We start from the raw sequence: 13,028 nt of genomic DNA on the forward strand, positions 1-13,028 counted from the left end.
ATCCCTTGGCGCCGACCTCGGGCATGTTGCCGAGCACCGTCGTCCCGCTGCGCCTGGCCGAGTTCGACCAGCTCCCGAGGCGGCCGGACGCGACTCGCCCACCGGGAATCGACGTGCTGCTCGTTCTTCACGGTGACCTTCGAGCATCGGTCCGAGACGTCAGTCGTGATGGGTATCAACGTGCCCACCGACCGGATCGCGATCCTCGACGCCATCCAGACGTGGGGCCGTGCCGCGTCTGCGGTGCTCGTCGACGAGACGTGACGGTCCGCAGATCGGCGGCGGTACCCACGATCACGACGTCACCCTCGAGGTCGGTCCGAGCCACGGTTGCGCCGAGCGCGGCGAGGGTCGAGGTCACCGTGGGGTGCGGATGCCCGAAGGTGTTGTCCGACCCGGCACTGACCAACGCCAGACGTGGTCCGACGGCACGCAGGAATGCCGGGGTGGTGGTGCGTGATCCGTGATGGGGCACCTTGAGGACGTCCGCCCGGACATCCTCACCGCGCATGATCCGGGCCTGTCCCTCGGCCTCGATGTCGCCGGTGAACAGGATCGTTCCGGCCGGCGTACGTGCTCGCATCACCAGTGACCGATCGTTGGCCGCATCGGCCGACAGCGACGTCGGCAGGTCCCGGCTCGGTGCCAGCACACGCAATCCGACTGCGCCGAAGGTCATTTCGTGCCCCGCGTGCAGTTCCATCAACGGAATATCAGCCGCACCAGCCAGTTCCGTCACCCGCTCCACTCCCTCGGTGTCGTCACCGTGGCCATGCGATTCTCGTTGGGAAACAGTCTGTTCCGCGGAACGGCGACCACTTTTCGCCGGCCTCTCCCCCGGCGTCCCACGCGGGCACACGACATGATCGTCTCCCGTCGGCCGCACCTCGGCGCCCACCGTCGACGCTCGCTCCATCGGATGTGAGGTTGCGGTCGGCTGCGGTCGCCCTGGCATGGTCGGCGTCGCCGAGCGCGACGGCGGTCCGCCCGAGTCGTCCGGATGCAACGGTGGGACAGCCGAATCCACAGAGGGCACCCGCGCGGCGACTACCCCCTGCGCAGGTGGTGACGATTCCGCTGTTCGCGATGGGTATCTCTCGATTTCTGTGGGATGCGAGGGAGTTCCGGTCGATGGGGTGAGGTTCGGCGGTGTCGGCGCAGTGCTCGGCGTCGGCGCAGTGCTCGGCGTCGGCGCAGTGCTCGGCGTCGGCGCTGCGCTCGGCGTCGGCGCTGCGCTCGGCGTCGGCGCTGTGCTCGGTGTCGGCGCTGCGCTCGGCGTCGGCGCTGTGCTCGGTGTCGGCGCTGCGCTCGGCGTCGGCGCTGTGCTCGGTGTCGGCGCTGTGCTCGGTGTCGGCGCTGTGCTCGGTGTCGGCGCTGTGGTGCGGTCTGCGGCGGCGCAGGTTTCGGCGATCGCTGAACGGAGTTCGCCCGGGGCGGTAGCTATAGCGTCGACAGTGCGGCCTCGGAGAGCGCCGGCGAGTCCGTTGATGTGATCGGCATGGGGGTGAGTGAGGACCAGAAGCGGGATGTGGGTGATTTTCAGGCGATCCAGGCAGGCCCGGATCGGGCGTGGGTCCGGGCCGACGTCTACGACGACCGCGGCACCGGGAGCAACAGACAGAGCCAGGCCGTCGCCCTGCCCAACGTCACACATCGCGAGCACCCAGCCCGATGGTGGCCATCCTGGCTGCAAGAAGCGCACCGGGAGCAGCACAATCGACACTCCCAGCACCACTACCGCGAGGAGTCTGCGGGTGTGCGACCAGCGCAGTGCCGCCACGACCACGACAACGATCACCGCCGCGACCGATCCTGCGACCACGCCGCCAGGCACCGTGATCGTGGCGCCCGGCACCGCGGCCGCGCGATCGGCGACGCCGAGCAACCACCACATCGGTGGCCGCGCGCACCACAGCACCCATACCGCGGCATCACCCCATACGCAGGCCACGACCGCGCCCACCGCGCCGATCACCGTGATCAGCCCGACCACCGGTGCGACGAGCGCGTTGGCCACGATCGCCACCAGGCTCACCCGCCCCGACAGGGCAACCATCAGCGGCACGGTGACCACGAACGCGGCCGCCGACACCGCGACGATCTCCGCGGGTGCGCGCCACCAACCATGCGCCCGCAACCAGTCCGCCCAGCTGGGCGCGAGCAAGATCAGCCCCGCGGTCGCGAGCACCGACAGCGCGAATCCCGCGCTCACCGCCAATTGCGGTGCAACGGCCAGCAATCCGATCACCGCCGCACACAACGCCGGCAGCGCCTGCTTGCGTCTGCCGGTAAGCAGGGCGAGCACTGTCACCGAGCCCATCGCTGCCGCACGCAGCACACTCGGGTCGGGGCGGGCGATCACGACGAACAGTGCGACAGCCCCCGCCGCCGCGGCAGCACTGGTCCGCGGGCCGGCCGTGAGCAGGCGGGTGAGTGCCAACAGGGCCGTCAGCAGGATGGTGAAATTGGCTCCACTGACCACACAGAGGTGCTGCAATCCAGCAATTTCGAATGCGTCACGCACTTGTTCCGGCAGCGCGACAGTGTCACCGACAACGAGCGCGGGGAGCAACCCCGCCGCAGCAGGTGGCAGTGCCTCGGCGGACGCGTCCACCAGATCCGTTCGCACGCTCGCCGCGACCCGCTGCCACCACGGCGGCTCACCGATCCGCTTCGGTGCGTCGGCGGCGTGCAGGGTGGCAACCGTCAGATCGGCTCGGTTCGGCTCGCTGACCTCAGCCCGGAATCGCACCACTTGCCCAGGCGACAGCTCAGCCCACTCACTGCCCTGCGCGAGCACCACAATCGAACCGCCTGCCTGCGTCCATGCCTGGCCATGACCGAACTCGCGCAGACCCGCACGAACAATCCACCGCCGCTCACCGCCGAACCCACCGGCGCGCAGGGGCTTCGCGTCATCGGTGACCACCGCGAGCACGTTCACCGACCGGCCGAACGATTCTCGCAACGGATGTGACTGGACATGGTGCTCCTGCCAAGCACCGGCCGCCGCGAACCCCGCACCGAGCAGCATCGTCGCCAACCCGGTCACCGCGACAACCCGCCACCGCTCCCGCCGATGCGCCATCGCCCACAGCAGCACCACCCACAACCCGATCGCGACCACGACCGACGCAGCAGCCAGCACCAATCCCGCGACCCACCCCACAGTCACCGCGACAATCGTCGCCACCCAGCACCCGAACGCCGCAGGAACCAACCGCATATCGAGTACCTGTAGCTCCGGTTCCCCCTTGCCCGTCACTCCTTGTTGTCCCACGCCAACCCGGCGTCCCGGCCCCCGCCCCGCCGACTCCCAGAGCTCTGCTGCTCGCGTCCACCGACGCCGACCCGACCTTTCCTGCGAAGCGCCCTCGCGTTCAGCCGTTCCCAGCCGCCCACGCCGGTCCGAATCTCCTGGAATCGTCCCCCCGTGCTGTACGGCTCTCGGTCGCCGGCGCGGTTCCTCCCGAACCGCTCCCTCGCCCGGCTCGTGTCTCATCCGCCTGCCGTGTCGTCAGGTCGGGGCGTACCGATGCCCAGGTCAACCACATTGTTCGCAGAACGAGGTTTTTCGCCCGATCCGAGTGGACATGCGAGGCGACGGAGATCGCCTGATCCCGGCGCGCAGTCCTCCACTGTTTCGATGGGTTGAGCTGTGGCGGGTCCGGTACCGAGCCGTGCGCAGGGCCACACCGGGCAGGTCACGCGATCACCTCCGCGCGGGGCGTCTTCGCGTGGATCATGCCGTCACCAGGTCGCGGAGTCGAGCCAGACGGGCGGGACCGATGCCGTCTACCTCGCCGAGTTGAGCGACATCGGTGAAGCGGCCGTTGGTGGTGCGCCACGCGAGAATTGCCTTGGCGGTGACCGGTCCTACGCCGGGCAGTGCGTCCAACTCGGCTTCGGTCGCGGTGTTCAGATCGATGCGCGAATTGCCGGACGAGACACCGCCACTGAGGCCTGCGGTGCTCGAACCTGCGGTGCTCGAACCTCCTGGTTTCGAGCTCGCGGTGTTCGAGCCGCCGGTACCGGGCGTGGTCACAGGTGCGCGACCAGCACCGATCGTGATGCTGCCGAGGCGTGGTTGACCGGTTTGAGGATCGGTGGCTCCGACTATGACCTGGTCCCCGTCCACCAGTCGTTGAGCCAGGTTCAGGCCTGCCAGGTCGGCACCGTCACGAATCCCTCCTGCCTTCTCCAAGGCGTCGGCAATCCGGGAACCGTCCGGCAATCGGTGCAGCCCGGCTCGTTCGACCAAACCGACCACGCTGACGACGACATCGGCACTCGAGGTCGGACCTGGACCGGACACGGCCGCGACCACCGTGGTCGGGCCGGGCTGTACCGCAACGCTTTCCGCCCGCAGTACAGGTACCGGCGGAACCGCCCGCGCCACCGGCTGATCGCGTAGCACCATCACACCGGTGAGCACCACAGCGATGACCCCGACCAGCCCGAGTACCAGCGCGCCGCGACGACCCGGATCCAGCCGTGCGTGTTGGAAGCGCGCCGGCACCAGGCGGTTTCGTCTGCCCGATCCACCATCGTCGAGCCACCCGGGTGTCCCCACTGGACCTGCCGGTCCGGCCGACGGCGCGAGTTCGTCATCATCCCACTGTCCTTCGCCGTCGTCAGGGCGCGCAGCACTGTTCCCGGCCTCCAACCCGGACGCGCGCAGCGGCTGACTACTCGGTCGCGCTCGCTCGCGGACCGCCAGCCCGCCCAGCCGCTGCCGTACTCGCTCGTGCTCTTCGTGTCGTGACATGGCAGCGACGCTAGGTCGACGCCGACCTGACGAACCCGCGCCGACCTGGGCTTCGAGGAAACCTGTGGATAACTCCGAACCTGTGGACAACTCACCGGTCAGCGTGGCTTCGCACCCGGAATCTCGTCTGCCCGAGTGGATACCGTGCGCTCATGGCCGATTCGACGTACCCAGGAACCCATGGAACTCGCACAACGATTCCGCGACTTCGCACTTCTCGAAGCGCGCGGAAATTCCCCGCTCTATCACCGGCGAGCGCTGGATATCAGCGTGGACGCGGAGGTACTGGCGCTGATCGCCCAATTGCCCACGGACAAACAGCAACCCAACCTGATCCTGGCCGCCGCGCGAGTGCACGGCGCGACTGCGGTTCCCTATCACGAGTTCCGCGACCAACTGCGCGAGAACTGGTCGGCGATCTCCGCGACCGCGCTGCGCAGACGTACACAGACGAACGAGGCGGGCCGGGCGGCCACCCTGCTGCCGGTGCTGGCCCGCCTGCCCGGACCCCTGTCGCTCATCGAGGTCGGAGCATCGGCCGGACTGTGCCTGTACCCGGACCGTTTCAGTTATCGCTACAACACCGCCGCGCTGGATCCGGCAGACGGTCTGTCATCGGTTGTGTTGACCTGCAAGACAACCGGAGCGGTGCCGATCCCGGACCGGCTCCCCCGGGTCGTCCATCGGGCTGGAGTAGATCTGAACCCGCTCGATGCCGGCAACAGCGACGACCGGCAGTGGCTGTCCGCGCTGGTCTGGCCGGGACAGAACGAGCGGCTGTCGCGCTTGCGTTCGGCCTGCGCGATCGCGGCGGCGGAACCACCGGCCATCGTCACCGGCGACCTGAACGAGCAGGTCACCGAGCTGGTACTCGCGGCGCCACGCGCCAGCACCGTAGTGGTTTTCCACAGTGCTGTGCTGAGCTACCTCTCCCCTCAGGCGCGGGCGGACTTCCGGGCGACGGTGCGGGACCTGCCCTGCCACTGGGTGTCGCAAGAGGGCACCGGGGTTCTCAGCACGCTGGCCGACCGGTTGCCCCCGCGCGAGAGCACAGCGGCCCGATTGGTGCTCGCCCTCGACGACGAGCCGTTGGCTTTCGCCGGGCCGCACGGCCAGTCGCTGGACTGGTTCGGCCCGGCGTAGCGACCTCAGAGTCGGCGCATCACCGACACGACGCGGCCCAGGACGACGGCTTCGTCACCGTCGATCACGGAGTAGGCGGGGTTGCGCGGTTCGAGCTGCACGTGCCCGTTGCGGCGGCGGTACACCTTGACCGTAGCTTCCTCGCCGATCATCGCCGCGACGATATCGCCGGAGTTGGCCTCGCGCTGGCTACGGACCACCACGAGGTCGCCGTCGCAGATCGCGGCATCGATCATGGAGTCGCCACGCACCCGCAAGCCGAATACCTCACCACGGCCGACCAGTTCACGCGGGAGGGTCATGACGTCGTCGGGGTTGTGCTCGGCCAGGATCGGAGTGCCCGCCGCGATGTCGCCGACGACGGGCACCGACACCGAGGCGTCGGAGTCGGCGGCGGAGGCGCCACGCAGGAACAGGCGCACGTCGATGGGTCGGGTCATGGTGGCGGCACGGCGCAGGAACCCGTCCTCCTCCAACGCCTTCAGGTGTTGGGAGACCGTGGATGTGGAGCGCAGGCCCACCGCGTCGGCGATCTCCCGCGTGCTCGGCGCGTAGCCGTGGGCGAGCACCGAATCCCTGATCACGGCGAGGATGTGTTGTCTGCGGGGAGGCAGGCTCGCGGCGTCGAGGTGGTCGAAGTCGTCGTATCCGGTCATCGGGGAATCGTAGATCCCCCCGCGATCATCACTTCAGTCCAGGTTCCTCGCGAAACAGTTCGACTGCGGCAGGACGTGATACGGCGCGAACAGCGGAATCCGGTGATAGCCACTGCGCTCGTAGAAGCGCACCGCTTCCGGCTGCAGGTGCCCGGTCTGCAGGATCATCCGCGGCCGGCCGGCCGCGCGCACGGATGCTTCGGCGGCCTGCAACAGCGCGGTCGCGGTTCCGGTGCCACGGTAGGCGGGACGCACGAACATCCGCTTGAGTTCGAGGTCACCGGCGTTCCAGCGCACCGCGGCGTGTCCGACAGGCTCCGCGCCCGCGTACGCGACGAACGTCTGGTGCACGGTCGCGTGATCGACCGCGATCGGCGAGGGACCGCGCAGGGCGAGCTCGAGGTGGGCGTAGCGGGGACGGACCTCGGCCGACATCTCCGCGCGCAGCGACTCGGCATCCGGGTCGTCCCAGTCGACCACGAGCACTCGTGGCGAAACGTCGGTCTGTGGGGAAGTGTGGCCAACCATGACAACCACGGTAGGCACCGGATCATCGTCACCGGACTGTTTGCCCTCAGCGAGATTCTGAACCGGCAGCGATCAGACGCATCCGCCGGGCAACACCGCGACACCGAGTGCGCCGACACCGAGGTGCACACCGAGTGCGGGGCCGAACTCGGCGACGTAGAGCTCTTGCACCTCCGGCAGCTGCTCACGCAATTGCGCCGCGATGTTTTCGGCGGCCTCGGGGGCACCGAGATGCTGGATGCCGAGCGCCGCACCATCGGATGCGGCCGCCTCCACCGCGGCAGCCACCAGCTTGGCGTAGGCACGCGATCTGGTTCGCACCTTCTCGCGCATTTCGAGCTTGCCCTCCACCAGCTGCAGCAGTGGTTTCGTCACCAGTTCACTGCCGAAGAACGCGGCGGCGCTGCTCAGCCTGCCACCCTTGCGGAGTTGCTCGGTGCGGTTGACCAGGATGAACGTGCGCGAACGGGTCGCGGCCGACACCGCGCGCTCATAGACATCGTTCAACGCCTCGCCTGCCCTCGCCTTACGCGCGGCGGCCAGCACGGGCAGACCGGTCGCCAGGCCTGCCCCGAGCGAATCGACAACGCGCACACGATCTTCGGCGCCCATGTCGCGCACCGCCTGGCGGCCCGACTCCCACGTCGCCGACAATCGGCGCGACAGATGGACGGCCACGACACCGTCGCCGTCGCTGAGGCTCAGCGCTCGTTCGTAGGCTTCGCGCAGTTCTCCGGGCGAGGCGGCCGACGTGGTGACCGAGTCGGCGGTGTAGTCGATCTCGATCGGGTCGACGCCTTCCCGGATCTCGTGCTCACCGACGAGCACATGCAAGGGCACCACTTCGATACCGAGCTCGGCGACGAGATCGGCGGACAACCCCGCCGCCGAATCGGTGACCACCACAACGGCCACGGACTACCGGACCTCCTGCAGCGCCTTCGTCATCGCCGTCGCCACCGCCGCGTGCCCGGCCCAGCCCCAGTGGATGCCATCCGGGTTCGCCGATCCCGACTCGATGTCGTCGCGCACGGCCTCGCCGAGGTCGACGAGCGGCACCGACGTACGGCCCGACCACGCCTGCAATGCCTTGACCGCCCGCGCCCTGCCCCGGTGGACGCGCCCGTAGGCGTCGCACTTGTGGACCGACGGCAGCACCGCCACGACAGGCAGCTCCGGACGCAGATGATTCAGCGCGGTCCGCGACTGCTCCAGGTAGTCCACGCTCACCTTGGGCGGAAGGGCAACCGGGCGACCGAGTTTCGACAGCTTCGGCTGCAGCCAGTTGTAGGACGCCCGCACGCCACGGCGCAGACGCGGCGGACGGATATAGCGAATCATCTCTCGCAGCGCGGTGGGCAGCGGGGACGGCAACGTGTCCATGCCGCCGACTGCGAATACGACCGCCCCGGCGCGCGGCACCGCAGCCCACACGCGCGGATCTCCGATCAGCGCCCAGTAGGCATCGCGACAGGTCCAGCCGATCCGGGCGATCAGTTCGACATCCCAATCCAGTTCCGCGGCAACCATATTCGGCCAGATCCGTGGATCATCGGCAGGCAGCCCGCCCTTCGGCCCGTAGTAGGCGAGCGAGTCGGCGATTACGAGCAGCACTGGACGCGGTGCGGCCGACTCGACCGGCCTGGGCGACACGGCTTCCTCTACGAGCAGCGAACCGGAGATCTCCGCAGCGCCCGATTCACCGGGCGAGACAGCAGGTTTCGCGGACACCTCGACCGCGGGATCCGCGACAGGGGTTGCCGAGGATGTCAGCAAGCTGTCCGCGATATCGAGGTCCACGTCCGGAAGTGCGGCGGGAGGATCGACCTGCGCATCAGCAGAACCGGTTTCGACGGCGGTCGCCACCTCAGCCGAAGAAACTTCGGACGAGGTAGCGGCATCGACCCGAACCGGATCGCTCGCCTCCGGCCGGAGTGGTTGCGGCGCAGCCGTATCCGTAGATCCGGCGGCATCCACGATCGACTCGGCGACTGCCGGGTCATCGACGGACTGCTCCGTGGGCTTCTCACTGCCGGCAGCCGATACCGCATCCGCAGCAGCGGTGGCGATCTCCGCAGCGGACTCGACGGTATCGGTCTGTGCAGCACCGGAATCCACATCGCCGAGTTCGTCTGTCGAACCGTCATCTGCGACAACATCCACCGATGCCGTGGCACCGGAAGTCTCGCTGTCTGCTTCCTGCACAGCGGAACTGGATGCGACGTCGACAGCGCCGCGTGCGGCCTCGGCATCGTCACCGATCGAGGTCACCGCACTATCGCCGTCGACACTGCCGTCTGGGGAAACATCGGCGGTCGGGGACCCGGAATCCGCTGTCCCCGAGCCGGACTCGACGACGTCTGCCGCCGAGTCGACCGGCTCGGGTTCCGCGACGACCGGCGGGGGCACCGGGCCGAACAGGGCATCGGGCAGCGATCGCGCGCTGCGTGCGGTGACCTGCTTGAAGAGCTCGTCCGGTACCGAACGGATCGGCTCCTCACGCTCTGCGCGCGCGGGCCGAGCGGGTGGCGGACCGAATAGCGCGTCCGGCAATTGCCGTCCGGCTTTGGCCGTCACCTGCTGGAACATCTCATCAGGTACTGATCGGTCGGGCTCTTCATTGGACATCGGGAGCTACCTTCGCCGCTGCGTTCCACACATCGAGGCGCCAGCCGGGTCGATCGATGTCCGGGCCGTGGCTGGAAAGCTGCACCCAGCTGGTATTGGCCAGCCCACCCAGGGCAGGCCAGTTCTCCGGTGGCAGTTCCAGCAACGCGGCCGTCAGAGCAGCGATCAGCCCGCCGTGCGCAACCAGGATGATAGTCCGACCGGGCCAATCCTGCCGCTCGTTGTACAGTTCGCGCACCACAGGCAGGGACCGGGCACCCACCTCGAGCTTGCTCTCGCCGCCGGGCGGTGTGTAGGTCGCATCGAGACGCCACTGCACGCGCGCGCCGGGGTAATCGGCGTCGACTTCGAGGTGGGTCAGGCCTTCCCAGTCGCCCAGGTTGGTTTCGCGCAGTCGCGGATCGGTGATGACAGGCAGATCGCTGATGTCACCGAGTGCCTGCGCGGTTTCCTTGGCGCGACGCAGATCGGAGGCGTGGATCGCGATGGCGTTGCGTGAACCCAGTTCGCGCGCGGCCTCTTTGGCCTGCTGGCGACCGAGTTCGGTGAGATCGGTGTCGATCTGACCCTGCATCCGGTCGGCCGCGTTCCATTCGGTCTGCCCGTGCCGCAACAGGATCAGGTTGCGCACATGGGCGTACTTGCTCACTCGTTGATTCCCTCTACCTGCGCGTCGTCGTCCGCGGCCGGAGTCGGGAGTGCGGCGATGCCTTCGACGGGAACCGCCGGGCAGTCACGCCACAGGCGCTCGAGTGCGTAGAAGTTGCGCTCGTCGTTGTGCTGGACGTGCACGACGATATCGACGTAGTCGAGCAGCGCCCAGCGACCCTCACGGGTGCCTTCGCGACGGACCGGCTTGTGGCCGGCTTCGCGCAGCTTGTCCTCGATGTTGTCGACGATCGCGTTGACCTGGCGCTCGTTGGGCGCCGACGCGATGACGAAGCAGTCGGTGATCACCAGCTGCTCGGAGACGTCGAGGACGACGACATCGGTGGCCAGCTTGTCGTCGGCGGCGAGTGCGGCGACCGTGGCCATCTCGATCGCTTCGGTAGAGGCACTCATACGGTCTCCTCCTGCGGGGTCAGACCCTCGCTCATGTGGCTCAACGTCAGCTACCTTCCGTTCCTGCGGGCACGTAGAGGTGCCGCTTCGATATGTACTGCACCACGCCGTCGGGGACGAGGTACCAGACCGGCCGACCCTCCGCGGCGCGGCGGCGGCATTCGCTCGACGAGATGGCCAGCGCGGGGATCTCGACCATCGTCACGGCGTCGGCGGGAAGGTCCCGCAAATGCTCCTCGAGATGATCGGTGTTCAGTTCGTAACCCGGTCGGCTCACCCCGACGAACTTCGCCAGTTCGAACAGTTCGGTCCAATCCTGCCATGTCAGGATGTTGGCCAGCGCGTCCGCACCGGTGATGAAGTACAGCTCCGCGTCGGGATGCGCGTTTTGCATCTCGCGCAGGGTGTCCACCGTGTAGGTGACCTTGTTGCGTTCGATGTCGGCCCGGCTGACGGAAAACCTCGGGTTGGACGCGGTGGCGATGACCGTCATCAAATAGCGATCCTCGGCGGGGCTGACCTGCTTGTTGACCTTCTGCCACGGCTGGCCGGTCGGCACGAAGATCACTTCGTCGAGCTCGAACCGGTTCGCGACCTCGCTCGCCGCGACCAGGTGGCCGTGGTGGATCGGGTCGAAGGTGCCGCCCATGACGCCGAGCTTGCGGCGCGGCCGAGCTGTTTCGTGCATGAGGTCTGAGCTTAATCCGGCCCATGAGATCGGGGCGGACCGGACTACTCCGCGCCATCGCGACGCTCGCGAGGTCCCGACGCCTGGGCGCACATCTGCGCGAACTGGGCACGGGTGCGTTTCAGCTCCTCGACGAGGTGTGCGGCCGGCTCGGCGGCTACCCGGCGGTCCAGCTCGGTCAACAACACATCGATCGTTACCCACCAGGGCCCACGCACACGCCCCTGCGGTCCGCGCAGTTGCAACCAGGCGGCGGCACGCAGGCAGCGGGCCCGCGGCACGATCTTGTCCTGTTCGCCCCACAGGCCCGCGGCGCGCAGGTAGCCGCCGAGCGCCTCGGTCTCCTGTCCACAGCACTCCCGGGCGACCGCGGCCGACCAGACAAGATCGGCATGGCGGCGGCGCAACGAGGGCGTACCGCCGATCAGCCGTGCCGCCTCGGTGAACTGCCAGGCGGCCTGGCGGTAGCGACCGACGTGGTTCAGCGATTCGGCGAACTGGGCACGTACCAGCGCGAGCTCGGCAGGTGGGTAGCCGACGGGGCCGGTGAGCAGTGGGCGGTCGAAGGCGACCACCGCTTCGCCGTGCCGACCCGCACGATGCCAGGCACGACCCGCGACCAGCCACAGGTGGACCGAGTCCGCACACGAGATCGGCTGCCAGCAGGCAGCGGCCGAGGCCGCGGCGCGGGCTACGTCGCGGTCACGGCCCGGCTGGGCGGCGACCGCGGTCACCAGCTGCGTGCGCATCGCGGCTAGTTCGCGCCCGGCCAGCTCACCCGCGCCGACAACCAGGGCCCGACGCAGTTGCTCCTCCGCTGCCGCGGGAGCGTCTGCCAGCCGAGCGGCGGCGATACCGGCCAGTCGCCGCGCCGCCCGCGCCCCTGAACCCGGCGCCAGCGGACCGGCATCCGCACCGAACGAACCTGCCGCGAGCGCCGTGGCCTGCCCTGCGCCGGCCGAACCCACCTCGAGGCCACCGGCAGGCGGAAGGTGAGGTTCTTCTTCTCGAAGCGAATCGTTCTCGTTCGCGAACGCATCGTTCACCGGGCGGAGCTCGCCGACCGCGCGAGCGCACAGCCCGGCAGAACCACCACTGCATCCGATATCCGTCGATCGGATCGCTCGTCGTCGCGCGACGCCCCTGCCAGCATGGGCGTGATCTTGGTAGCCGTGCCATGCGAGCCGCTTAACGTCGGCTGAAGTACTCAGGCGGTGGGGCGCTTCGACTTCGGGAGCTTGGCGACGACCGCGTCGTAGGAGGCGTCGATCAGTTCGCGTAGTTCGTCGTCCGGCACCGCGCCGCCGACGCGGATGCTGTTCCAGCCGTAGCGGCCGATGTAGGCCGACACGGTGACGTCGTCGGGGTAGATGTCGACCAGCTCGTCGGCTTCGGTGCGGTCACGCCCGCACTTGAGCCCGATCGACGTGCCCGCGCCGAGGAACGCGAAGACTTTGTCGCCGACCTTGGCGACGGTGTCGCCCTCCCACGGCTCGTCCTCCCAGGCGCCCGGTTTGGCCAGGCAGTAAGCCAGGACGTCGACACTCATCGTCAG

General features: G+C 68.5%; 12 protein-coding genes. 1 reads left to right on the forward strand and 11 read right to left on the reverse strand.

Going from position 1 to position 13,028, the window contains the following annotated elements; all coding sequences use genetic code 11:
* Positions 1–175: 175 nt before the first annotated feature.
* Together ACWGCN_RS27935 and ACWGCN_RS27940 are read right to left on the reverse strand one after the other, a co-directional pair.
* Positions 176–3,226 carry a ComEC/Rec2 family competence protein gene (locus ACWGCN_RS27935; protein ID WP_452458102.1) on the reverse strand — a complete coding sequence of 1,017 codons (3,051 nt, stop codon included), beginning with the start codon at positions 3,224–3,226 and terminating at the stop codon, positions 176–178.
* A gap of 516 nt (positions 3,227–3,742) precedes the next feature.
* Positions 3,743–4,768, reverse strand: coding sequence for a ComEA family DNA-binding protein (locus ACWGCN_RS27940; RefSeq protein ID WP_452458101.1), 1,026 nt, complete (start codon positions 4,766–4,768; stop codon positions 3,743–3,745).
* A 180-nt stretch (positions 4,769–4,948) separates the two neighbouring features.
* Between ACWGCN_RS27940 and ACWGCN_RS27945 the strand changes: the two genes are divergently transcribed.
* Positions 4,949–5,911, forward strand: coding sequence for a DUF2332 domain-containing protein (locus ACWGCN_RS27945; RefSeq protein ID WP_452458100.1), 963 nt, complete (start codon positions 4,949–4,951; stop codon positions 5,909–5,911).
* A 5-nt stretch (positions 5,912–5,916) separates the two neighbouring features.
* On the opposite strand, the gene lexA is transcribed toward ACWGCN_RS27945, so the two are convergent.
* The 9 genes from lexA to ACWGCN_RS27990 form a co-directional block, all read right to left on the reverse strand.
* On the reverse strand, positions 5,917–6,567 hold the full coding sequence (lexA, locus tag ACWGCN_RS27950; RefSeq protein ID WP_452458099.1) for a transcriptional repressor LexA: 651 nt from the start codon (positions 6,565–6,567) through the stop codon (positions 5,917–5,919).
* Between the two features lie 33 nt (positions 6,568–6,600).
* Positions 6,601–7,095, reverse strand: coding sequence for a GNAT family N-acetyltransferase (locus ACWGCN_RS27955; protein ID WP_452458098.1), 495 nt, complete (start codon positions 7,093–7,095; stop codon positions 6,601–6,603).
* A gap of 72 nt (positions 7,096–7,167) precedes the next feature.
* The gene (locus ACWGCN_RS27960; protein ID WP_378993775.1) at positions 7,168–8,010 is read right to left on the reverse strand and encodes a DegV family protein; all 843 of its coding nucleotides are present in this window, start codon (positions 8,008–8,010) and stop codon (positions 7,168–7,170) included.
* 3 nt (positions 8,011–8,013) lie between these two features.
* Positions 8,014–9,723, reverse strand: a complete 1,710-nt coding sequence (octT, locus tag ACWGCN_RS27965; RefSeq protein WP_452458097.1) for a diglucosylglycerate octanoyltransferase — start codon at positions 9,721–9,723, stop codon at positions 8,014–8,016.
* Positions 9,713–10,372, reverse strand: a complete 660-nt coding sequence (locus ACWGCN_RS27970) for a histidine phosphatase family protein (protein ID WP_101463961.1) — start codon at positions 10,370–10,372, stop codon at positions 9,713–9,715. Before ACWGCN_RS27970 ends, octT begins: the two co-directional genes overlap by 11 nt.
* Positions 10,369–10,785 carry a ribosome silencing factor gene (gene rsfS / locus ACWGCN_RS27975; protein WP_056821472.1) on the reverse strand — a complete coding sequence of 139 codons (417 nt, stop codon included), beginning with the start codon at positions 10,783–10,785 and terminating at the stop codon, positions 10,369–10,371. The genes ACWGCN_RS27970 and rsfS overlap by 4 nt, the downstream gene beginning before the upstream one ends.
* 46 nt (positions 10,786–10,831) lie before the next feature.
* The gene (gene nadD, locus ACWGCN_RS27980) at positions 10,832–11,473 is read right to left on the reverse strand and encodes a nicotinate-nucleotide adenylyltransferase (RefSeq protein WP_101463962.1); all 642 of its coding nucleotides are present in this window, start codon (positions 11,471–11,473) and stop codon (positions 10,832–10,834) included.
* Between the two features lie 44 nt (positions 11,474–11,517).
* Positions 11,518–12,441, reverse strand: a complete 924-nt coding sequence (locus ACWGCN_RS27985) for a hypothetical protein (protein WP_452458096.1) — start codon at positions 12,439–12,441, stop codon at positions 11,518–11,520.
* A 239-nt stretch (positions 12,442–12,680) separates the two neighbouring features.
* The gene (locus ACWGCN_RS27990) at positions 12,681–13,022 is read right to left on the reverse strand and encodes an MmcQ/YjbR family DNA-binding protein (protein WP_358071889.1); all 342 of its coding nucleotides are present in this window, start codon (positions 13,020–13,022) and stop codon (positions 12,681–12,683) included.
* Between the last annotated feature and the right edge of the window lie 6 nt (positions 13,023–13,028).

The sequence above is a fragment of the Nocardia sp. NPDC055050 genome (assembly GCF_053608345.1).